Source organism: Idiomarina sp. X4 (genome assembly GCF_002808045.1).
GTDB lineage: Bacteria > Pseudomonadota > Gammaproteobacteria > Enterobacterales > Alteromonadaceae > Idiomarina.
The window spans coordinates 1,728,339-1,750,095 of the sequence record NZ_CP025000.1 but is presented as its reverse complement, the minus strand read 5'-3'; the positions used below and the strand labels follow the sequence as shown (position 1 = coordinate 1,750,095).

The 21,757-nt window shown below is 45.8% G+C and carries 28 protein-coding genes and 1 pseudogene; 9 read left to right on the top strand and 20 right to left on the bottom strand.

The window, feature by feature from the left end; translation table 11 throughout:
• Window positions 1–34: 34 nt before the first annotated feature.
• The 5 genes from ispG to ndk are packed head-to-tail and all read right to left on the bottom strand — an operon-like array spanning window position 35 to window position 4,377.
• Window positions 35–1,153 carry a flavodoxin-dependent (E)-4-hydroxy-3-methylbut-2-enyl-diphosphate synthase gene (gene ispG, locus CWC33_RS08370; RefSeq protein ID WP_088767591.1) on the bottom strand — a complete coding sequence of 373 codons (1,119 nt, stop codon included), beginning with the start codon at window positions 1,151–1,153 and terminating at the stop codon, window positions 35–37.
• Window positions 1,154–1,201: 48 nt separating this feature from the next.
• Window positions 1,202–2,287 (bottom strand): RodZ domain-containing protein, encoded by a 1,086-nt coding sequence (locus tag CWC33_RS08365; protein WP_100691566.1) that lies wholly within the window; start codon window positions 2,285–2,287, stop codon window positions 1,202–1,204.
• A 20-nt stretch (window positions 2,288–2,307) separates the two neighbouring features.
• Window positions 2,308–2,763, bottom strand: coding sequence for a tetratricopeptide repeat protein (locus CWC33_RS08360; protein ID WP_100691565.1), 456 nt, complete (start codon window positions 2,761–2,763; stop codon window positions 2,308–2,310).
• Window positions 2,764–2,796: 33 nt separating this feature from the next.
• Window positions 2,797–3,933, bottom strand: a complete 1,137-nt coding sequence (locus CWC33_RS08355; RefSeq protein WP_100691564.1) for a bifunctional tRNA (adenosine(37)-C2)-methyltransferase TrmG/ribosomal RNA large subunit methyltransferase RlmN — start codon at window positions 3,931–3,933, stop codon at window positions 2,797–2,799.
• 12 nt (window positions 3,934–3,945) lie between these two features.
• On the bottom strand, window positions 3,946–4,377 hold the full coding sequence (ndk, locus tag CWC33_RS08350; RefSeq protein ID WP_053953948.1) for a nucleoside-diphosphate kinase: 432 nt from the start codon (window positions 4,375–4,377) through the stop codon (window positions 3,946–3,948).
• A gap of 174 nt (window positions 4,378–4,551) precedes the next feature.
• Here ndk and msrA point away from each other — a divergent pair, with 174 nt between their 5' ends.
• Window positions 4,552–5,097, top strand: a complete 546-nt coding sequence (msrA, locus tag CWC33_RS08345) for a peptide-methionine (S)-S-oxide reductase MsrA (RefSeq protein ID WP_100691563.1) — start codon at window positions 4,552–4,554, stop codon at window positions 5,095–5,097.
• Between the two features lie 21 nt (window positions 5,098–5,118).
• Here msrA and CWC33_RS08340 read toward each other — a convergent pair whose 3' ends face one another.
• The 3 genes from CWC33_RS08340 to trmJ are packed head-to-tail and all read right to left on the bottom strand — an operon-like array spanning window position 5,119 to window position 7,556.
• The gene (locus CWC33_RS08340) at window positions 5,119–6,252 is read right to left on the bottom strand and encodes an IscS subfamily cysteine desulfurase (RefSeq protein ID WP_164976536.1); all 1,134 of its coding nucleotides are present in this window, start codon (window positions 6,250–6,252) and stop codon (window positions 5,119–5,121) included.
• A gap of 44 nt (window positions 6,253–6,296) precedes the next feature.
• Complete coding sequence (gene iscR / locus CWC33_RS08335; protein WP_088767585.1) at window positions 6,297–6,773, bottom strand: Fe-S cluster assembly transcriptional regulator IscR; 477 nt, start codon at window positions 6,771–6,773, stop codon at window positions 6,297–6,299.
• Between the two features lie 60 nt (window positions 6,774–6,833).
• Window positions 6,834–7,556, bottom strand: coding sequence for a tRNA (cytosine(32)/uridine(32)-2'-O)-methyltransferase TrmJ (gene trmJ, locus CWC33_RS08330; protein WP_100691561.1), 723 nt, complete (start codon window positions 7,554–7,556; stop codon window positions 6,834–6,836).
• A 131-nt stretch (window positions 7,557–7,687) separates the two neighbouring features.
• Here trmJ and suhB point away from each other — a divergent pair, with 131 nt between their 5' ends.
• Entirely contained in the window at window positions 7,688–8,464 is a 777-nt protein-coding gene (suhB, locus tag CWC33_RS08325) for an inositol-1-monophosphatase (RefSeq protein ID WP_100691560.1), read from the top strand.
• A 41-nt stretch (window positions 8,465–8,505) separates the two neighbouring features.
• Here the strand turns inward: suhB and CWC33_RS08320 are convergent, their stop codons facing one another.
• The 10 genes and pseudogenes from CWC33_RS08320 to CWC33_RS08275 form a co-directional block, all read right to left on the bottom strand.
• Window positions 8,506–8,676, bottom strand: a complete 171-nt coding sequence (locus tag CWC33_RS08320) for a DUF3545 family protein (protein WP_088767582.1) — start codon at window positions 8,674–8,676, stop codon at window positions 8,506–8,508.
• Window positions 8,677–8,841: 165 nt separating this feature from the next.
• Window positions 8,842–9,297: a hypothetical protein gene (locus tag CWC33_RS08315; protein ID WP_100691559.1), complete on the bottom strand. Its 456-nt coding sequence runs from the start codon at window positions 9,295–9,297 to the stop codon at window positions 8,842–8,844.
• Entirely contained in the window at window positions 9,294–10,637 is a 1,344-nt protein-coding gene (locus CWC33_RS08310; protein ID WP_100691558.1) for a diguanylate cyclase, read from the bottom strand. Before CWC33_RS08310 ends, CWC33_RS08315 begins: the two co-directional genes overlap by 4 nt.
• Before the next feature lie 11 nt (window positions 10,638–10,648).
• Window positions 10,649–11,452 (bottom strand): SDR family oxidoreductase, encoded by an 804-nt coding sequence (locus CWC33_RS08305; RefSeq protein WP_100691557.1) that lies wholly within the window; start codon window positions 11,450–11,452, stop codon window positions 10,649–10,651.
• Window positions 11,453–11,530: 78 nt separating this feature from the next.
• A complete protein-coding gene (locus CWC33_RS08300; RefSeq protein WP_100691556.1) occupies window positions 11,531–12,238 on the bottom strand; it encodes a nuclease-related domain-containing protein in 708 nt (235 codons plus the stop codon).
• A gap of 66 nt (window positions 12,239–12,304) precedes the next feature.
• Entirely contained in the window at window positions 12,305–12,604 is a 300-nt protein-coding gene (locus CWC33_RS08295; protein ID WP_088767577.1) for a Rho termination factor N-terminal domain-containing protein, read from the bottom strand.
• Window positions 12,605–12,618: 14 nt separating this feature from the next.
• Window positions 12,619–12,816 carry a hypothetical protein gene (locus tag CWC33_RS08290; protein WP_088767576.1) on the bottom strand — a complete coding sequence of 66 codons (198 nt, stop codon included), beginning with the start codon at window positions 12,814–12,816 and terminating at the stop codon, window positions 12,619–12,621.
• Window positions 12,817–12,941: 125 nt separating this feature from the next.
• Window positions 12,942–13,052, bottom strand: a complete 111-nt coding sequence (locus tag CWC33_RS12735; RefSeq protein WP_232709776.1) for a cytochrome b/b6 domain-containing protein — start codon at window positions 13,050–13,052, stop codon at window positions 12,942–12,944.
• Window positions 13,053–13,191: 139 nt separating this feature from the next.
• Window positions 13,192–13,560: pseudogene (locus tag CWC33_RS08280) on the bottom strand (catalase); the annotation flags it as partial.
• A gap of 39 nt (window positions 13,561–13,599) precedes the next feature.
• A complete protein-coding gene (locus CWC33_RS08275; RefSeq protein ID WP_100691555.1) occupies window positions 13,600–13,998 on the bottom strand; it encodes a thiol-disulfide oxidoreductase DCC family protein in 399 nt (132 codons plus the stop codon).
• 193 nt (window positions 13,999–14,191) lie between these two features.
• On the opposite strand from CWC33_RS08275, the gene CWC33_RS08270 reads away from it, so the two are divergent.
• From CWC33_RS08270 to CWC33_RS08255, 4 genes are all read left to right on the top strand, one after another.
• Complete coding sequence (locus tag CWC33_RS08270) at window positions 14,192–15,067, top strand: DNA ligase (RefSeq protein WP_100691554.1); 876 nt, start codon at window positions 14,192–14,194, stop codon at window positions 15,065–15,067.
• A gap of 81 nt (window positions 15,068–15,148) precedes the next feature.
• Entirely contained in the window at window positions 15,149–15,427 is a 279-nt protein-coding gene (locus tag CWC33_RS08265; RefSeq protein ID WP_100691553.1) for a type II toxin-antitoxin system RelE/ParE family toxin, read from the top strand.
• A 9-nt stretch (window positions 15,428–15,436) separates the two neighbouring features.
• Window positions 15,437–15,724: a HigA family addiction module antitoxin gene (locus tag CWC33_RS08260; protein WP_100691552.1), complete on the top strand. Its 288-nt coding sequence runs from the start codon at window positions 15,437–15,439 to the stop codon at window positions 15,722–15,724.
• A gap of 18 nt (window positions 15,725–15,742) precedes the next feature.
• Complete coding sequence (locus tag CWC33_RS08255) at window positions 15,743–16,093, top strand: VOC family protein (protein ID WP_198511816.1); 351 nt, start codon at window positions 15,743–15,745, stop codon at window positions 16,091–16,093.
• A gap of 46 nt (window positions 16,094–16,139) precedes the next feature.
• Here the strand turns inward: CWC33_RS08255 and CWC33_RS08250 are convergent, their stop codons facing one another.
• Entirely contained in the window at window positions 16,140–17,465 is a 1,326-nt protein-coding gene (locus CWC33_RS08250) for a type II toxin-antitoxin system HipA family toxin (RefSeq protein WP_100691551.1), read from the bottom strand.
• The gene (locus tag CWC33_RS08245; protein ID WP_100691550.1) at window positions 17,462–17,782 is read right to left on the bottom strand and encodes a helix-turn-helix domain-containing protein; all 321 of its coding nucleotides are present in this window, start codon (window positions 17,780–17,782) and stop codon (window positions 17,462–17,464) included. Before CWC33_RS08245 ends, CWC33_RS08250 begins: the two co-directional genes overlap by 4 nt.
• Window positions 17,783–18,114: 332 nt before the next feature.
• On the opposite strand from CWC33_RS08245, the gene CWC33_RS08240 reads away from it, so the two are divergent.
• The 3 genes from CWC33_RS08240 to CWC33_RS08230 all read left to right on the top strand — a co-directional run bounded on the left by CWC33_RS08240 (window position 18,115) and on the right by CWC33_RS08230 (window position 21,752).
• On the top strand, window positions 18,115–19,812 hold the full coding sequence (locus CWC33_RS08240; RefSeq protein ID WP_100691549.1) for a DUF262 domain-containing protein: 1,698 nt from the start codon (window positions 18,115–18,117) through the stop codon (window positions 19,810–19,812).
• A 226-nt stretch (window positions 19,813–20,038) separates the two neighbouring features.
• Window positions 20,039–21,046, top strand: coding sequence for a sensor histidine kinase (locus tag CWC33_RS08235; RefSeq protein WP_092842133.1), 1,008 nt, complete (start codon window positions 20,039–20,041; stop codon window positions 21,044–21,046).
• Window positions 21,039–21,752: a LytR/AlgR family response regulator transcription factor gene (locus CWC33_RS08230; RefSeq protein ID WP_164976534.1), complete on the top strand. Its 714-nt coding sequence runs from the start codon at window positions 21,039–21,041 to the stop codon at window positions 21,750–21,752. Before CWC33_RS08235 ends, CWC33_RS08230 begins: the two co-directional genes overlap by 8 nt.
• Window positions 21,753–21,757: the final 5 nt, after the last annotated feature.

Sequence of the window (21,757 nt, the reverse complement as noted above, 5' to 3'; positions counted from 1 at the left end):
GGGTATTATAAGGATTTTCGGGGTGCGGGTAAAATTAACCGTTAATTTCTTTTACGTCGATTTTATTAGCTTCTGCCGCCTTCACCTGCGCTCTAATTTGCGCTTCAAGCTCATCCACCAAATTTGAGTTATCTAGACGTTGTTTTTGGCGTTGTCCATCTATGTACAAGCCACTTTTATTTTTAGCACCAGCCAAACCGACTTTTGACACTAAAGCTTCACCCGGACCATTTACGACACAACCGATAACAGAAACATCCAACGGCGTGGTAATGTCTTCCAGACGTTGCTCGAGCTGGTTAACCGTATCAATCACATCGAATTCCTGACGTGAACAACTCGGGCAGGCAATAAAGTTGATTCCCCGCGAGCGAATCCGCAGAGATTTGAGAATATCGAATCCGACTTTAATTTCTTCGACCGGGTCTGCTGCTAACGACACCCGCAGAGTGTCACCAATACCTTCGGCAAGTAGCATCCCTAAGCCAACAGCCGACTTAACCGAGCCACTTCGCTTACCACCTGCTTCAGTAATGCCCAGATGCAGAGGCTGGTCAATTTTCTTGGCCAACAGTCGGTAGGAGTCGACCGCTAAGAAAACGTCAGATGCTTTGACGCTGACTTTAAAGTCGTGAAAATCGAGCCGGTCAAGAATATCGACGTGTCGCATTGCTGATTCGACCAATGCTTCGGCAGTCGGCTCGCCATACTTTTCTTGTATGTCCTTTTCCAGAGAGCCACCATTCACGCCGATGCGAATAGGGATGTTTTTGTCACGAGCCGCATCAACCACGGCACGAATGCGATCTTCCTTACCGATATTACCTGGGTTAATTCGTAAGCAGTCAGCGCCGTATTCAGCAACCTTAAGTGCAATACGGTAATCAAAGTGGATATCGGTAACCAACGGCACAGAACTGCGTTGCTTTATCTCTTTAAAAGCTTCCGCAGCGTCCATCGTGGGAACAGATACTCGAACGATATCAGCACCCGCCTTGGCTAGCGCATCGATTTGAGCAACCGTCGCATTAACATCTGTTGTTTCCGTATTGGTCATAGATTGCACGGCAATCGGCGCACCATCACCAATAGGCACATTACCTACATATATACGGCGTGACGGACGGCGCTTAATTGGACTTTCGTGCATCATATTACTTACTTAACCTCTACGACTATTTAGGTTTTAATGTACTTGTCTTTACTCAGACATTGGCACAGTAAAGCGTGCAACTCGTTCACGGCGGAACTGACTCATATCAACGTCTTCACCATCAAAGGTAATGGTTGCAGCTTCCGGCTTACACATAGTTATTGAGAACGGAGGTTCGCCCGGAACCGCCATAGTATACCCCGCGGCCTTCACACCGACAGCTTGTGTTTCGCCTTCTGCATCGTCCACTTTAACCCAGCACTCTTGGTTAAACTCGAAGATTAAGCGGCTCGCAACGGCTTCTTCTACCACTGGTTCATCTTGAGCTGTCGACGCCTCTTCCTCGTCGACCACAGCCGATTCAGTTTGCGGGTCAACATTCGTATCTTCTTCAGCAGGCTGTTCTGTCCGAGTGTCCGCAGCGTCTGTGTTTGTCTCAGTTTGAGCTTCAACTTCTGGCTCTGAAGACTCCGGCGCTGCCTCTGTATTATTTTGAGAGCTCAACTCATTTGTCGATATATTAGTGTCAGACGATGACACCTCTGATTCCAGTACCGCTTCTTCAGTATTCGGTTCAATATCCGGTTGTCGCGGTTCTGAACTGATTTCTATAGAACCAACATCACCAGTCTCTTCAACCTGACTATCAATCGCGGATGACTGAGCAGGTTCTTCAGAACTCATGCCTGAATCCTGCCACCACCAAATCACCAAACCCACCACGATAATAATAACCGCGTACGTAATGAGCATTAGACGATTGTCACTTTCCTGGTGCTTCTTACGTCGCGAAAAGCTTTGCATTTGCGTACTTTGAACTTCTTGGTAGCCTTTTGCTTTATAGGCTTCAAAAAGCATTTTTTCGTCAACATCTAATAGCTTTGCATAAGCACGCAAATAACCTTTAATAAAGGTCGGGGTCGAAAACGTTTCGTAATCGTCCGCTTCTAGTAATTCTATGATTTGTTTTCGCAAACGCAGCTCATCAGCAACTTCTCGCTGACTTAACCCTTTAGCTTCACGCGCTTGTCGCAGAATATCACCGGGTCCCTGAACTGGCTGTTGTTGTGATTCTTGCGCCGCGTCAGAGTCCGCTGGATTGTTCTCTTTATTTGGTTCGTTTTCAGCAGTCATGATTGTTAGGGTGTTCCCTGTTAAGGCTGACTTGCGTAATGACCTTTGTTCTTCTCACACTGAGCTCTGTTTTGCTGGCTCTTTGCATGATAGGGATACTGGGCATCAAGTGAAACTTTATCGAAATACCTGAGCGCATCGTCCCATTTTCCAGCCATACACAATGCAACCGCATAGTTGTTATACAATGCACCGCTCATAGGTTGCCATGATAATGCCTGTTGGTAAAGTGACAAAGCAGAATCTGTCTCATTTGCTGCCAAATGCCATTGCGCCATAGCGATTACAGCATTTAAAGAGTGAGGACTATCTTCCAGCGCTGCTTGCAAATGCGGTTTAGCCAACGCCAACTTACCTTGAGTAAGGTAAGCAACGCCAAGCTGTAACCGTACGTCTTTACTTACAGGCAATGGGTCATTGGAACTGGCGGTACAACCCATTAACGCCAGTGCTATCAATAGCAAAGCGGCTCGCATTATCACACTCCTTGTGGTTGCGATTCATTGGTTTTACGAAGTCTTTACAGCAATCCCTTCACCACCACGCTGCATTTGTTGGCGCTTAAGAATACGCTTGGTTCGGTCAATAACATCACCAACCAGCTGACCGCAGGCTGCGTCGATATCATCCCCGCGGGTTTTACGAACCATAACAGTAAAACCGTATTCCATCAGGACTTTAGCAAAGCGGTCAATACGCGAGTTGCTTGAACGCCCGTAGTCTGACCCAGGGAACGGATTAAATGGAATTAAGTTTATTTTACTCGGGGTATCTTTTAGTGTTTTTGCCAGCTCATGTGCTTGATCAGTCGAGTCATTCACATGATCTAACATGACGTATTCAACCGTGACTTTATGCTGAGCTTTGGACTGTTCAACATAACGGCGGCTGGACGCCAGAAATTCTTCAATATCGTATTTCTTATTGATGGGTACTATTTCATTACGCAATTCGTCATTTGGAGCGTGCAACGAAATAGCCAACATCACGTCTATGCGTTCGCGCAGTTTCTCAAGCGCAGGAACCACGCCCGAAGTACTTAACGTTACGCGACGTTTTGACAGACCAAAACCAAAGTCATCCAGCATTAACTCCATTGCCGGAACGACATTGTTCAAGTTTAACAGAGGCTCACCCATGCCCATCATAACAACGTTGGTCACCGGTTTAATGCCGGTTTTACCGTACGCGCCTAATAGCTGGTTCACTCTCCATACCTGGCCAATAATTTCTGCAACCGTCAGGTTACGGTTAAAGCCTTGCGCGCCTGTTGAACAGAAAGTGCACTCAAGCGCACAGCCGACCTGCGAGGACACACATAGAGTTGCGCGATCGCGCTCCGGAATCCAGACCGTTTCCACGTCCTGGCCGTCAAACAACGTCATTGCAAACTTGATGGTTCCGTCTGACGACTGTTGTTGTTCGCGAATTTCCGGTGCGCGTATTTCCGCAACTTGCTTGAGCTTTTCACGCAATTTCTTGTTGAGATTCGACATCTCGTCGAAGTCATCGACACAAAAATGATACAACCATTTCATAACCTGATCGGCACGAAATGGCTTCTCTCCCATCTCGCGGAAGAACTCTCTCATTCCTTCGCGATTCAGGTCGAGTAAATTCACTTTTTTATCAATTGCGTTGGTCATAAAGCTCCGTTCTTAGCGTGTACGTGGGCAGATTTCTTCGTCGCTGAAGAAGTAAGCGATTTCGCGCGCAGCTGTTTCAGTTGCGTCTGAACCGTGTACCGCATTTTCGTCGATAGTTTCAGCATAGTCGGCACGCAGAGTTCCTGCCAGTGCTTCTGCTGGGTTCGTTGCACCCATGATTTCACGGTTTTTCAGTACCGCATTTTCGCCTTCAAGTACTTGAACAACGATAGGGCCTGAGGTCATGAACTCAACCAATGCACCAAAGAAAGGACGCTCTTTGTGTTCAGCGTAGAAGCCTTCTGCTTGTTCTTTGCTTAAGTGCATCATTTTTGATGCAACAATGCGCAGACCAGCAGACTCAAAACGGTTGTAGATAGCGCCGATAAGGTTTTTAGCAACCGCATCAGGCTTGATGATTGATAAAGTGCGCTCTAAAGCCATGTGTATTCACTCCAATAAAGATAGGAAAAATTAGTCGCGCGGATTATACGTGAGAATACGCTCGAGATCGAATCCAGAATGATTGTTTTTTCGTTCATTCTGATTTAGCATGGCAAAACAAATTAGCCATATAGACGTCTATTTAAACTTAAGTAGACATATGAGGAGTAAATCATGGCAACGAACAAAACAGAGCAAGCAACACTTGGCGGTGGGTGCTTTTGGTGTGTGGAGTCGGCATTCTTACAAGTCAAAGGCATCGAGTCGGTCAAGTCGGGGTACACGGGCGGTCACGTCGAAACCCCAACCTATGAGCAAGTTTGTACGGGCGACACAGGTCATGCTGAAGTTGCACAACTCACCTATGATCCTGAGCAAATCTCTTACCGCCAAATCTTAGAAATCTTTTTTACGCTGCATGATCCGACGCAGGTGAATCGCCAAGGCAACGATGTTGGTACTCAATACCGTACCTCTATTTTTTACCATAACGATGCGCAAAAGCAGGAAGCTGAAAGCATTATTAAGGAATTAGAAAACGACGGCGCCTTTGCTGACCCAATAGTCACCGAAGTGACTGAGCTGGAGACCTTTTACCCGGCTGAGGACTACCACGAGAACTACTATGCGAGAAACCCGGAAAACCCCTATTGTCAGGCGGTGATTTCACCGAAACTGGCAAAATTCCGTAAAACGTTTTCAGGGTTATTAAAAGACTAAGTGCTTGGCGCAGCGCTTTTACTAGCGTTGCGCCAGAGTTTTATAGGTCTTCAAAATATGCTCAACCGCATGCTCAATATCGGCTGAGATTGTGCCTCGACCAAAACTAAACCTCAGTGAAGCATGCGCCAACTCATCGTTGACACCAATGGCTCTTAGCACATAGGAAGGTTCTACACTGGCAGAGGTACACGCCGAGCCAGAGGACACCGCCAAGTCTTTAAGCGACATGAGCAAAAGCTCACCTTCAACATTAGCGAATTGCACATTCACAATATGAGGCACACGCTGAGTGTCGCTGCCATTAAGCTGAATGCCCTCTTCAGCCAGTAACGGCGACAGAAAATGCTGACGCATAGTTTCAAAGCGCTCAATGTCGGTACTGAGTTTTTCTGCAGCTAACTCTGCCGCCACACCCATACCAACAATTTGGTGTGTTGCCAGTGTTCCTGAGCGCATTCCGCGCTCATGACCGCCGCCGTGCATTTGAGCCGCAATGCGAACACGCGGTTGACGACGCACGTATAAAGCACCAATACCTTTCGGACCATACATTTTGTGGGCAGAAATCGACATTAAATCGATAGGTACATTTGCCACGTCTATCGGTAATTTACCGGCGGCCTGTGCTGCGTCAACATGAAACAAGGTGCCATTCTCACGGCAGATAGTGCCAATAGTGTCTATATCCTGAATAACACCAATTTCATTGTTGACCCACATAACACTGGCCAAAATGGTGTCTTCACGCAGAGCTGAACGAAGCTCATCCAAGTCAATAAGGCCGTCACTGTTGACGTCTAAGTAAGTGACTTCAAAGCCTTCCTTTTCAAGCTGAGCACAGGGGTCAAGCACGGCTTTGTGCTCGGTTTTGACAGTAATAATGTGCTTGCCTTTATCGGCGTGGTAGTGCGCAACACCTTTTAACGCGAGATTGTCTGACTCGGTCGCACCCGAGGTGAAAACAATTTCGCGGGCATCGGCATTAATTAAGTCGGCAACTTGGTGCCTTGCAATATCAACTAACTCTTCAGCTTGCCAACCGTATTTATGAGAACGTGACGCTGGGTTTCCAAATACCCCGTCCATGGTTAAGCAGGTTGCCATTTTTTCTGCCGCTTCAGGCGCTACTGGTGTGGTTGCGGCATAATCCATGTAGATGGGTTGTTTAGGCACGAAAGTCCTCCTGAAAAGTGCCGTTACAGTTGGCAGTTAACTTTTATGTCTTCGTCCGATGCATGGCGTAAGTGCTGGCGTTGCATAACATCACCCACATCAGAGTTCTTCATCAACTCGGCTAGCGTAATGCCATCCAAAAAGTCAGAAATTCGATCGCTCAAACCTTCCCACAATGAGTGCGTCAAACAGCGCTCGCCACCTTGGCAGTTGGCTTTACCCTGGCACCGCGTTGCATCAATTGACTCATCGACGGCATGAATCACTGAGCCTACCGAAATATCAGCGGGCTCACGTCCTAGTCGGTAACCACCACCAGGTCCCCGCACACTGTCGACTAATCCATGCTTGCGCAAACGAGCAAACAACTGCTCTAAATAGGACAAGGAAATGCCCTGACGCTCTGAGATGTCCGCCAATGGGATGGGACCTTTTGCTGAAAACAAAGCCACATCAAGCATTGCGGTTACCGCGTATCGGCCTTTTGATGTCAGACGCATAGCAATTTCCTCGGGAAGTGTTATTCGTAAGTTGAAATTCTACATTCCCGACTATTTTAGTCAAGTATTGTCGACCGATTTATCCACAGACGCGAGCATTCCTCGCAAAATATTGATCTCGCTCTCTTCCGGACGCGCCCGATTATAAAGACGTCGCAATTTCGTCATCACCTGCCCCGGATGCTTCGGATTAATAAAGCCCGTATTTGTCAGTGTGGCTTCTAAATGGTCATAAAAACGCTCTAAATCATCCACTCGCGGGTACTCAGGAATCTCGGCTTCGACTTTCTCCTCCGCCTCAAGCCATTGCATGCGCACTTCGTAACAGACTGACTGAACGGCCATTGCTAAGTTCAGTGAACCATATTCCGGGTTGGTCGGAATATGCAGGTGAAAGTGACTTTGCTGAAGCTCTTCGTTCGTTAATCCACTACTCTCACGACCAAAAACCAGCGCAACCTTATGCTGACTAGACTCTTGCAACACTTTTGCAGCTGACTCACGAGGACCGAGTAAAGGCCAATCCAGAGTACGGTTGCGAGCACTTGTCGCGACCACCAGTCCACAATCTGAAATTGCATCGTGCAAGTTATCAACAATGGTCGCGTTCGCCAGAATATCTGTTGCGCCAGCGGCGAGTGCTGATGCATGACTGTCTGGCTCCTGCACCGGGTCAACCAAGGCTAAGTCAGACAGCCCCATGGTTTTCATAGCGCGGGCGACTGAGCCGATATTTCCGGTATGAGAAGTGTTCACCAACACAATGCGTATATTGTCGAGCATGAGTATTTCCTTTGCTTTGCGCGTTAACGTCTCGGCCTATTCTGCGAGGTTATCGAAAAGTTTGGCATGATACCCCAACACTGGTATGATCCGCGACCGAAAATTGTTCTTTTACAGCACAGGTAATTGGTATGCATCCGATGTTAAATATTGCGGTGCGCGCAGCGCGTGCGGCCGGCAAAATTTTAGTTAAAAATTTCGATCAGGGTAACCCTGTAGAAGCCGAATCTAAAGGCTTAAACGACTGGGTCACTGACATGGATAAAGCCGCTGAACAGGCTATTATCAACACAATTAAGAAGTCTTACCCCGATCACGGTATTATTGCAGAGGAAAGCGGTACTCAGGCTGGAAAAGAAAATGATTTCCAATGGGTTATCGATCCGCTGGACGGTACGACCAATTACATGCGCGGTATCCCCCATTTCTGTATTTCTATTGCATTGCTTCACAAAGGTTCTGTGCAGCAAGCTGTTGTTTATGATCCCATTCGAGAAGAGCTCTTCACTGCTTCACGCGGTGCGGGCGCGCAATTGAATGGTCGTCGCTTGCGTATTTCTCCAAAAGTTGAGTTGAAAGGCGCCATTTTATCAACAGGCTTCCCGTTCAAAATGAAAAGTCGATTGCCTGAATACCTGGAAATGTTTAATAAGTTATTTGAGCACTGTGCGGATGTACGCAGAGCCGGTGCAGCGGCACTGGACTTAGCCTACGTTGCAGCCGGACGCCACGACGCATTCTGGGAAATGGGCTTAAAGCCCTGGGACATACTCGCCGGTGAATTATTGGTTCGCGAAGCCGGGGGTATTGTTAGTGACTTCCAGGGCGGCCATAACTATGTACAGTCAGGCAACATTGCCGCGGGCGCCCCTAAAGCCCTCAAGCAAATGCTCGCAAAAATTCGCTAAAGCAAAAACGCCGCTTGAAATGAATCAAGCGGCGTTTCTTTTTAGAGTTCGATTTCTTCTAAGTCGAGGTCTAGCGAGTAATCCATTTCGGAGAGTTCTTCCCGCAGCCGATACTTTTCTTTCAGCTGCTCTATTTCACGCCATTTACGTTTTGCGGCGCGACCTTTGCCAGATTTGTCATTTACCTTTTGCAGTTCTTCTGAATGATCCATGGTAAGACCTCCTGCTTTTTATACGACTTTATTCTTATGGTTTTTGCGATGGTGTTAGCGCACTTGTTAACAAAAACACCACAACTCATAAGTACCACACACTTTGATACTTTAAAAGCTTTTTGTTGCAGTTTTGTTAACTAATAATGGCAAAGCTGTGAAGAATCAGGTGATAAGATCTATTTGCGGATAGTTGGTTTTAAAGAACTCTCGCACCGAGTCTAGCTGTTGGATGGGAAAGACATAATGGTGGCTAATTTGATAGTTAAAAGGAAAACTCAGAATAGCCGAGCTTTTATTGTACTCACCAACCGCTACGCGCTTTAACTTAGTTGAAGGTACCTGCTCAAGGCCGACCCGAAGCTTATCACCTTGAGCATCGAGCAATGCCATAATATTTTTCACCTCACTTCTATTATGAGACCGAGAAAAGGCATCGGGAGTGATATAAAACGCAAACAAAACCATTAACGCGCCATACAGCTGCCCCCAAAGACTTAGATCGAAATAGAAAAAAGTCACATACGGAGCGAAAATCAAAACAAACTGAAGCCACTTGGGTAAATCACGAAGATAGTTCGCGAGGTTATCTTTCAATTTGCCGGCTTCAACGAATTTCATGACGTTTTATCCTGCTTATTTTTATACATTCTTTCATCGGCTATTTTTAATAGGCTCGGTATTCCATTATTCGTTTCAGAGCTTAAAGAAAAGCCGATACTTAAAGAAGGAGCGATAGAGCCTGTTTCGGTCTGGAGCGCTTTAGATTCGACATACTGTTTTATCTGATTTAGCTTTTGCTCAGCAACGTTATTATTATCAACCCGATTGAGTATCACCAGAAACTCGTCCCCACCTAAGCGGGCAACAATATCAGACGCTCGCGTTGATTCTTCAAGCGACTCAGCAACAAGCCTCAGCATGTCGTCACCGACTTCATGGCCAAGAAGATCGTTAATTTCTTTGAACCGATTTAAATCAATTGCCAATATACAAAACTGTGCACTATCTCGTTGCTTACTAAGGAGCTTTTCCAAGTAGCTGAAAACAAAGCGCCTGTTAAAAAGGCCCGTCAATGGATCTTGATTAGCCAGCTTCCTCTCTGCTCTATAGTACCGCCATAATAAGTAAACTCCCCCATAAAGTATGGCGTAGAGTGCGATTATGCCCCAGTAACTAGCCGTCAATGCTAACTTCTGCCTATCGGTCAGCGTCGTATCGAAGTTCGCCGCAATCCACCACTCACCATTAGGAACAACAATTTTTCCTTGGTAATCTGCATTATTAAAAGAGCTTACATCTCCTTCAAATACCTCACCCTGTTGCCCAAGACCATTGACTCCCCGAAGAGCGATTTTCGCATTGCTCATGTTCGATAACCCAGAAGCTTTCATCAGCTTCTCGTAGTCAATAACAACGCTTATTGAGCCCCAGTAATTTTCGCTTCGTGGGTAATCGTCAAATATCGGTAGTCGGGCAATAATTGCCGTCCCGCCCTGCACTAGCTCCAATGGCCCTGCAAGATAAACGTCTTTTGATAGTCTCGCAGCTAGTACGGTTTCGTACTGCGAAGGAACCGTTCGAAAGTCCAGGCCAATCGCCTTCTCATTTCCCTCTGCTGGAAAGTTCTTAGCGATAATGTCGTCTGGAGCAACCCCTATATTTCTTACATTCTCGGACTTTTCCAGCATTCTGCGGGCTATGGCGTGAAAATTTTTATAAGCTATTTCAGGGTCAATACTAAATACGGTCGCTAAGCTGTCTGATAGAAAGACATCTCTAAATAAAGAAGCTTCCAAAGTGGACTTGGCGAGCAGCAGTTCTTCTAAAGCTTCGTCATTGGCGCTTTGCTGCAGCCTGTCCGCCGAAAGGCTAGTCACCCAGCTCGACAAAAACACGACTGGAATAAGTCCAATAACAAATAAAACCAGCGCCACTAACGGGCTTTTCTTCTTAACCACATACTCACCAATTAATCGCTTGTTGCAGAAAAACTTCCAGCTAAAACGCCACCGTCTATTGTGAGTTCAGACGCGTTAATATAGTTTGCCTCGTCTGAAGCTAACATGACACAAAGTAGCGCAACTTCCTTAACATCCCCAAACCGTCGCATCGGGCAGGCATCAACAATTTTCTTAAAGTTAACTTCACGCTGTGGTCCTGAGCCCAGCATAGGATCCCAAATAGGTGTCATAATGGCGGCAGGATGGACGGAGTTGCATCGAATCGGCAGCCCTTCCTGAGCACAATAAAGCGCTACCGTTTTCGTGTGATTCCGAATTGCAGCTTTCGAAGAGGCATAGGCAGCCGCTCCGGGAATGCCTACCAGGCCCGAACGCGACGACATATTAATGATACTTCCTGCACTTTGGGTTTTACGCATAAATTGAATGGCATGTTTACACCCCAGAAACGTACCATCCAAATTAACCGCATGCACTTTGCGCCAGGCTTCCAATGATGCTTTTTCTGGGTTATGTACTTCGTTAGCTGACTCCAAACCAGTAACACCTGCATTATTAACCAAGCCGTTTAGACGACCCAGCTTGTCTTCAATCCAGCCAAATAGTTCTATCCACTGCTGCTCCTCAGACACATCCAGGGGATGGAAGAACGCGTTCTCGCCTAACTCTTTAGCTATTGCTTCAATATCGCTTTTAAGCGTATCCGTTAAAATAACGGTCGCGCCCTGGGCATGGAATTCTCGAGCGATACCTTCACCGATACCTCTCGCAGCTCCTGTAATTAATATGACTTTATCCTTTAAACGGTTCATAACACTCATCCCCTTACACGAGCTTACTGACTCAACATTAAAGTTTATAACACTGGATTAACATAAGCGAAATAGCAACTAGCAAGAACGTCGCTTAAGACTGACCAATTGTTGAATAACCTTTTCCGTGTTCTTCGGTGACCGCTTCGGCTGATAGCTAAGAATATATTCAACCAGCCCTTTGCGCTGGAAAACGGGTACACTGGGTTGTGAAGACAATTTAATCCGTGCGTTACGGTGCGAGAAAAAAACAGCCCCCTCTATCCAGGTGGATGCGCGATTTTTCTTCAGGTGTTCAGCTAAAACATGAACCTGTTTTTTTAACTGCTTTATTGGGTTGCGGACTTTGGTTTTATAACAGCCACCCTTACGCCCTATTTTATGAGCTGTCCAATTAGCCGCCTGCTCATCCCCCGTTACTTTAGAGTTGTTGTTCTTCACTTCTATTACGAATACACCGTTAGGACCCACCACAATCAAATCCAGCTCAGTAAAGCCGCGTTTGGTTCGTGGGTTAGGTACATCAATTTGGTTAAACAAAATATAGCTATCGGGGAGTTTTTCTAAAAGCTTCAGTGTTTTTAATTCGCCCTTTGCACCTGAACGCTTAGTGGATGCTGCACCTAAAATACTGAACAGATAAATTAACCCAACAATCCACCAAAATTTTGGCAAGTTATACATTAAAAAGCCCGCAATAGGTGCGCCAATAACAGCGACCCAAATGCGGGCTTTATTCACTTCCTGAGAGAGACGATTCCGAGTTATATAACGTGTGTCGGCCATGACAAATTGACTGCTTGTCCTTATTACTGATGACCCTATTAAACCACCAAAGCCGCCAATCGTCAGCTACTGCTTTTGCCGTATCGCCTCAATCAATTCGTCTTTACTCATTTGGCTACGATTATCAATATCAAGCTGCTGGGCTCTGTTATAAAGTTCTTCCTTGGTACGTTCTTCCAGCCGAGTGTTAGGGTTACCAGTACCTTGAGTGGTGGTGTTATCGGTAACCCCTTCCTCTCGCCGCTGCTTGTTCACGGTGCGGCTGGCAATTTCCTCGGCTTCGTCTTCACTCTTGCCGTCATCCAGCTGCGTCTGCTTGATATGCTGATACATGCGCTCGTCTTTATCACGCCAAACGTCAGGCATAAGCACTTATCTCCTTAGCGAGAGTCCTTGCCACGCTGCTCAGGGGCAATTTGCTTGTCTTTCTGAGAGTGCGTGTCATGCGTTGAGTTTGGCCGACGATGATCTTCGCGGCTCTGGTTCTCTTTGTCCTGCTGTGACTGTAGCTTGCGCTTTTCTTCCTCAGTCAGGTTTTCATCGTGTTCACTCACTTTCGATTTCATTGGACCAGTCATACAAACTCCTTAACCGTCAAAAGGTATCGATGTATTTTGTGACCTTCATAGTTAAGTGTAGTAAAGATAAGCCTAAATAAAAGATCGCCTGCTGATCTTTACTCCCCCATTAATAAAAACAGTAGCTAGAGCATGCTTCTCAGCACCTTGTCCTTGCGAATAAAGTGATGATGTAGTGCAGCTGCGACATGCAAAGCAACCAGTGCCATAAGGGATATTGCTAACCAGCCGTGCAATTCTCTAAATACGGCATAGTTCTCAATATCGACATTCAGCGCAGCCGGTAAGCGGAACCAGCCAAATACGTCAATGGGTCGCCCGGCTCCTCCAGCTCACCCATTAACACTTCTTTTGCTCTGCGTCGGTAAGACTCCGCATAACCGGCGGCGTATTCATCGCGATGCGCCACTGCTGGGTTGGGCTCATAGCAAAGCTTAAAGCGAAGCGGCGCACAGGTGCTTTTAAGTCGGGTGCGGTTGGGTTGTTACCCGCTACCGAAAACCGCCCAACAAAAGGCGTTACCTCTCGCCCAAATAGAGAAGCTACGGAGTAATCAGCTAACTGCCCATTAGAACGAAACTCCCCTGTCACGCAAATGCCCTTAGCGTGGGCTCTTCGGAACCCTTCGTGAACAGTTTCGCCCTGCTGCAAGTTCACAAATTGCTGCGCAGTGACTTGAGGGGGCTTTTCGGCTGCCATTGTGAAAACTGGTGCTAGCAATAACGCCAAAGATATCTTTTTCATATTGAAAGTACTCTGCTTATAATTTTCGGTTAGCGCTTATCAGTCTATTGAACACTGTGCGCAGCGCTCTTTACCCGTTAATAACTTGGATACACGGTTGCGGTTACGTGCAAAAAATAAATACGTTTTGTCAGCGAACCACCGAATAACCGGCCAGCGCAGAGGGGCAATCATCCAGCCTTTACCCACTAGCGACCAGGCGGCATAGGTGACATCCAGACCGTAGATCATGTCACCGGAACGGGTCTGCCCATGTAAATACTGGTTAGCCTTAGCAACGTCAACTTGAGGGTATCGTTGATTAAAGTCCGGCTCATTAATATTCTCGAACGTTATTTGTCGTTTCTCATCAAGCTTCCTTAAATGCCGCATTTCCTTAACGCATAGCGGACATCCGCCATCAAAGAAAATAATAAGTTTCGAACTTTGTTGTGACATTAGAACCACCTTTTGCAAACTTCATTTTCTTATACGCCGTTTTCGCACATTTGACTTATAACGTAATGCGAAAATCAGTTTGCTTAGCTCATAATACGACATCGCCACGCTGCCAACTTTAGCAACCGATGCTAGTCTCTGTATGACACTTGGCGCAAACGCGCTGCAACTCAATCAAAAATAAGAGGCAAGGATGCCAACACTCTCTAAAGTTCGTTTCATTTACTTAGCGGCACTTTTTATCGCTGCCTTTTGTAGCTTCCCCGCAGCCGCGTTGCAGACAGCAACGCAAACCCAACTCGCAAAAGTGTATGAAGAAAACACGAACATTCCTATTAGCGACTACTTAGTCAGCGAAAAGTATGACGGTATCCGAGCTATTTGGACCGGCGATCAACTGTTAACCCGGCAAGGGAGCCCAATATCAGCTCCTGAGTGGTTTACTGCGCCATTACCTGATGCCTGGCTTGATGGGGAACTATGGACAAAACGTCAGAACTTTGAGGACTTGAGTTCTATTGTCAGAACGCAAATACCAGAAGAAAAACGTTGGCGCCAAGTGAAGTATATGGTGTTTGATATGCCTGACACTCAGCTGCCTTTCGAAGAACGATACAAAAACTATTCGAACTTAATTGAGCGAATAAACAAAAAGCATATCAAAGCGGTTAAACAACAGAGGTTTACCTCCAACGATGAGTTAAGCAAACACCTGCAAGCTATGGTTGAAAAGGGCGCAGAAGGCCTGATGCTACACTTGGCAACGGCACCTCATCAGTCTGGCAGGAGCGACGCTTTATTAAAGTTGAAACCTTATTTCGATGAAGAAGCCAAGGTTATCGCCCATTTGCCAGGCAAAGGAAAATACACCAATATGTTAGGGGCTCTACGCGTTCGAAATGAACAAGGCATTGAATTTTCTATTGGTACTGGGTTTACAGATGCAGAACGCGCTAACCCGCCACCTGTCGGGGGTATCATTACCTACAAGTACCATGGCTACACTAATAATGACGTACCGCGCTTCGCCAGCTTTTTACGAGTTAGAGAGGAGCTCGAAGATGAATAACTTTCCAAGCAGGATGTCCATACGTAATATACCGAAACTAGAAAAATTGACACCCGATACGTTATAGGGTACAGTTTAATCGTGATCCGAAACTTCAAGCACAAAGGTTTGGCTAAGTTTTTCAGGTTCGGTAGCGCCGCAGGGATTCAGGCCAGCCACGCAAAGAGGCTTCGGCTTATTCTCGGTAGGTTGAATGCGGCATCTGGCACAAAAGATATGGATTTGCCAGGTCTTCGACTTCATGAGCTCTCCGGTAACCGCTCTGGAATTTGGTCAGTGACGGTCAGTGGAAACTGGCGCGTGACCTTCCGATTTGAGGATGGAGATGCAGAGATAGTAAATTATGAAGATTATCACTGAGGTATTCGTATGCTAATGCACAACCCCCCCCACCCTGGCGAAGTTGTACGAGAGCTTTGTCTCGAGCCTCTTGGCTTATCTGTAACCGCTGCAGCGGACGCTTTGGGCGTAAGCCGGAAAACGTTAAGTGCTGTTCTGAACGGCAAGGCTGGTATTAGCCCTGAAATGGCTATCAGACTATCAATCGCATTTAATACTTCAGCGGAAAGCTGGCTAAACCAGCAGTCCCAGTATGAACTCTGGCATGCCGAGCAACATCGTAAAGAACTCAAGGTTAAGAAGCTCGTTGCCGCATAAAAACCCTAAGCGAGGCATATGATGAATTCAACCAAAATTAATTACATTGAACTACCGGCGCGGAGTCTTGAAGCTACCAAGCGCTTTTTTCAACAGGCCTTTGGCTGGGAGTTTGTAGACTATGGCCCAGAATACTCTGCTATTCAAAATGCGGGGCTCGATGGCGGCTTTTACCAATCTGATTTGGTTGCTCAAACATCGACTGGCAGCGCGTTGGTGGTTTTATACAGCAAAGACCTTGAACAAAGTTTAAAAAGCGTTGAAGACGCAGGCGGTAAAATCATTAAGCCTATATTCGATTTTCCCGGTGGTCGACGCTTTCAATTTACTTGCCCTAGCGGCAACGAATACGCAGTGTGGTCGGAATAATTAAACTGCGACACATAATCCGCATTGTTATCCCGATAAACGCGTCTCAGGCAAAGTCTTTCAGCTTCAGATGGCTGCTAATGAAATCTGCCAGCGTTTTCGGTACGTCGTGCGCTTTAGCTAACTCCCGCCACTTAGACACCGCGCTTATCACATCATCAATAATCGCATCAATTTCTTTGCGCTCTACCTTTGGTAGCTGAACGTCTGCCAGCGCGTAAAAGTCGGCGCGAGTATGGCCGCTGCGCTTGCCATTTAACGACATCCAGTGCTGCTCTACCCAGGGGTTTCCGGGCTTAAAGCTAAAGGCCACATCGTAAGCCGGGCTCAATCGCCACTGTGTGCCTTCCAGCATAAAACCAAAGTTCTTTGAGTGGTCGTCGTGGTTGGTGGCTACGTGGTTGAACACCATGCGGCGGAACAAATCCATAGCATCCGCCCGCGGCAGCCTCAGCTGGCGGGCAACCTGAAACATCTCTTCATAGGAAAACGCGCCAATGTCGTGATAATTCACGTGCTTAATAGCGGTCAGCGTTTGAATATGTTTTTTCTCGTTGCCGACTCTGTCGAAGCGCTTGGTCACAAAATGGCGTCGGTCGCCTTCATCCAGCAGGTGGCATGGCATCATATGAATGCCGGCTTGGGTCGCCATTAAGTAATACACATACTCCATGGCGCCGTAACCTAACGGGTCGCCAAAGGTTTGCTGAGACGGGTCGCGCTCTTTTACGCCGTCAAACTTCAGCAGGTAATGCTCAAACCCTTCGGGCATAAGCCCCTGCCCTGAACGAACCTGACTGAAGTCTTTATTAAACGCCAGTACCGCTTTTGGTCTTGCGCCACCGGCGCTGGTGCCAACCGCTAATAAGGCCTGCATCATTTCTTTGTCTGCCGCGTCGTCAAAGTGCGTGCGTTGGCGAAAACCAGTCCGAGCATCGAGCACGTCCTGCGCTAATTTCATTAAGCTCTCAAGCTCAATGTCTTTGTTTTTGGCGTTGGTTTGATTCTTACGCGCAGGGTGATATTCAAGCGCCCCCATGCCCCGCTCGCCGGTATACTGAAGCCTTTCAAGCGGACTCAGAGGCTCTGTGCGATCGGGCTGTTGCGCAACCCACTGGTTCAGTACCGCATTACCAAAGTCATCGGGCAAAGAGTCCGCGAGCATGCCAGGCAGGCCTCTAAAGGTATCCCAATTTAATCCAGGGAAGGAGTAAATTCGTCCCTTCTCGGCGGGCATGGTTAAAGGCGCTAGCGGAATGTTTTTTTCGACAAATTCAGATAAGTACTCGAACCGCGCCGCCGTGTCGCCTTTGTTATAATTTAAGGCACCGACAGGCTCACCTTTGTAGCGAACTTCAATGGTATTAATCACCAGTCCAGCTCCTCATTGTCAGCAGGTTTCACACGCGTTTTACCGCTCGCTCGTTTCTTCTGTTTGGTGCTACTTTTGAGTAGTTGCACAGGAGAAACGCCCTCGTCCGGGAATGCAGCCAATAAATTGTCGATATGCCCTAACGCCTGAAGAATTGCGACATAGGTGGGTAAGGTGCTTTTACCACCCTCGGCGGATTTAACCGCATTAAGGGAGACATTCGCTAAGGTCGCTACGTCCTCCTGAGTTAAATCCTGGTTCAGCCGATACTGCCTGACTCGCTGACCAATGATGGTTGAAACGCGTTCTGAATTCATATAACGAACCTTAAATAGGCTTTAAACTGATAAATAGAGTGTAGCAGACTGTTTAAGGCACGCAATTATATTTATATAAAAGCCCTTACATGGACTATAAAGTGTTTAATTTAAAATAAAATACTTTATAAGGGCTATAAAAATTTCAAATAGGGTTGTTAATAACACTTGATCTGAGTATGAATTGATAGTCCGCTTCGTGCCAGAAGCGGACGTTGGGAATTAAAATCACAAAGTCACACTGTTGATCACTACGGATAAGTTGTATGGCGCTCTTGTTATATTTATGTTATCCCTTATTATTAAGCATAAAAAATCATAGGGAATAAGTAATGTCGGGAAGTCTGCTTGCCACAAATACATTAAGTTTGTCGGAATTACTCAGTGGCGAGAAGAGGTTCGAAGTACCATTGTATCAACGAGACTATTCTTGGGGGGAAGAGCAGTGGGAAGACCTCTGGAATGATATTTTAGAAATTTCGGGAGAAACAGATACAAAGCACTATATGGGCTCTCTCGTTTTGCAAGAGCACCATGAACACAGGTTTAAAATTATTGATGGTCAACAACGTATTACAACTCTAAGTATCTTTGTTGTTTCAATACTTTCAATACTTGAAAACCTGATTGAAAATGACAACGAACCAGATAATAACAGTCGACGAGCCCAAATAATTCGAGGGCGTTTCATTGGAGACGAGGACGCTTCCAGCTTACGTTATTCAAGCAAGCTCAGACTTAACAACAATAATAATGATATTTACGAAAGGTTTCTTATTCAATTAGAGTCACCGAGAAGAATTCGTGGCTATAATAGCTCATCGCAACTAATACTTAAGTGTAAAGACTACTTTAAGGATAAAGTTGTTAACCACTTTTCATCTGATTTAACAGGCGAAAATGTCGTAGACTTCCTAACCAATCAGGTTGCTAGAAAACTTATATTTATTCAGATCGAGGTTGAAGATGAGCTATCAGCATATACAGTTTTTGAAACTCTCAATGCTAGAGGGGTAGAACTAAGCTCCTCAGATCTACTAAAAAACTATTTATTTTCACTATTAATTTCCCAAACCGATCAGGAAATCATTCAGCGTCAATGGGATAGGATATGTTTTAATGTAAAAAGCGAGGAGCTCCCAGATTTCCTTCGTTACTACATTAATTCTACCGGCAGGTTTGTAAGATCTCATCAACTATTCAAAAGAATAAAGAACCTAGTTCGTAGTGCAACTGATGCTCAAAATTTCCTAGATGAAATTGAGTCTGAATCCGAAGTTTACATGGCAATTAAAGACCCAAGCAATGATTATTGGGATGGTAGAACAGATGCAGTCCGACATCTAAAGGCAATAAAAATATTTGGCTCGAAACAAATTAATCCACTTCTTCTTTCTTGCGAGAGGAAGTTTAACTCAAGTGATTTTTGTAGAGTATTAAAATTACTAGAAGCTATATTATTTCGATATAGCGTTATAGGGAAATTAAACCCGAACAATCTAGAAACTGCCTTATGCAGAGCTGCTGTTGGCGTGCATGATGGAAGACTTACTACGCCAAGAGCCGTATTCAATGATGTTAGAGAAGTTTATGTCAATGATACTGATTTTTTGCAGTCTTTTGAAAAAGCTAAAATAGTAACGAAGAACCGAAAAAAGATAGCACGATACATTCTCTTCAAATTAGAAAGTCATTTACGGCAATCGCTAGTTGACTGGGAAAACGATCCTGGAACTATAGAACATATATTGCCTGAAAATCCTTCAGAGCAATGGGGTGAAGCTGTCCCTCTTGAGCAACAAGATGAGTATATATATCGACTAGGAAATTACGGCCTATTGACGCCAGCTGAAAACAGAAGAGTCGGGAATGAAAACTTCCAAAATAAGATCGATATATATCGAGAGTCTTCCTATCAAATTCTATCTGGTATTTCAGCATCTTCCTGGGACGGTAGTCAAATTGAAAGTCGTCAGCAATATATGGCTACTTTGGCAGCTGAAGTATGGAAAAGTGACTATTTGAACTAAAGTAGCACTGGCTGAACAGAAAGGATCGGAAGATCCTTTTTGCTTTGTAATTTTCACGTACAAATTTGCCTTATAAAAGGCTACTGAAAAGTCCACTAATCGCTCAAAGCGGACGAACCCTAGCGACAGTTCAACACGTTAATTTAACCATTCAGTCAGAAACACAGTGACACTCAGCTTCAGGGCTTTAATAATGTCTGCATAACCAAAAGCAGCGGACATACCGATGCCAGAAATCACTAAAAAAGAACTGTTTATTGCATTACTCGGGTTAAGTTTTATCAGTGCCACGATTACCTTTCTCGACTGGTGGCAGCGAGGACAGGTTGGAACCAATGACGCTCTGTTAGCTGGAGCTGTTGCGATTATCTTCCTATTTTGGGTACCTATTTCTTCGGCTGTATTCGCTATCAAAAGGCTCGGCATCAACAATATTTTCTATGAGCTGCTTCTATGGTTTGGCTGCTTTTATATCGGCTATCGAATCTGGGGCTTTGCTCTAGCAGGCATTTATCCAGGTGTTGAATTTGGTTGGCTTGACGTCTTTTTCATGTCAATTCCCTGGGCTATTGGAACGTATATTCTTTATCGTGCCTACAGAGCCTACAAAGCATTACAAACCGAACGTTTGCTGCGCCAGCATGCTGAGTTGAATCAACTCAAGCACTCCTTGCATCCTCATTTCTTGTTTAACAGCCTTAATACGTTAACGGCTTTCATTACGTCGAATCCAAAAAAGGCAGAGCTGCTGACTCACGATTTAGCATCCGTGTTGCGACATATCCTAGATACGAATAATGTCGATACCATCAGCCTCAAACATGAATTAATGATCCTACAAAAGTGGCTGAATATAGAGCGTGCTAGGCTCGGTGATGATTTGAAAATCGATATAGACATTGATGAAGCAACTCTAGATGTGCAGATTCCCCCATTTTTGTTGCAACCAATACTGGAAAACTCAATTAAACATGCCACGCGGCTTCCAATTGAATTAACGTTAGCGTGTAGAGCTCGTGGCAGTGCTTTGCAGGTTATTATCCGCGACAATGGTCCCGGTTTTCCTGACATAGTCCTGGCTACTCAACCTGAAAACTTAAAGCATTCGGGACTCGGTTTGAGCACGACAATCCGACGGATTGGCCTTATGCGCCATGCCAATATCCAGCTGTCGAATGACCCAGAGTCTAAGGGAGCGGTTGTCAACATCAGCTTGGAGTCCAATCATGATTAATACTCTTTTTATCGTTGACGATGAATACGCAAGTAGACTGAAGCTGAATCAGCTTATAAGTGCATTACCCGAGTGGCGTATTGAAGCCGAGCTAAGGTCCGGAGAGGAGCTTTTTCAGCATCTTTCAGAGTCACAACCCGATGTCATTTTACTCGACATTAATATGCCAGGACTGAATGGAATCGATGTGCTGTCGCAATTAAACCGGCAACACTGCAATAGCGAAGTTATCTTCACAACGGCACACAGCCGTTATGCCGTTGAAGCCTTCAACGGTGCCGCCGCTGATTACGTTCTCAAACCGATTAGCCTACAACGACTTCAGCTCGCACTTGAACGAGTCGCTGAGCGGCTGCGACTAAAACGAGCCCAAACGCTGCCACAAACATTGATTAGTCAGGTGGGGCAACGTATGAGAAACGTAGGAATTGAGGATATCGATGCCATTATTATCGACAACGGGACGCAAGTGGCCCATTGCGGTTCGCAGACTTACCCTTTAGACAAGACATTAACTGAGCTGGAGCAACAACTGCCAGCACACTTTCTCCGTGTCCATCGTGGCGCAATCATTAATCGGCTTCGATTGAGCGAAGCCGAGCGCTGGCTTAATGGGCGCTTGCTCTTAAGATTTATTCACTCCGAGCTGGAAGTATTAACCAGCCGAAATGGCGCACGCCAACTAAAAAGGCACTTAACGATGTAGTGCTT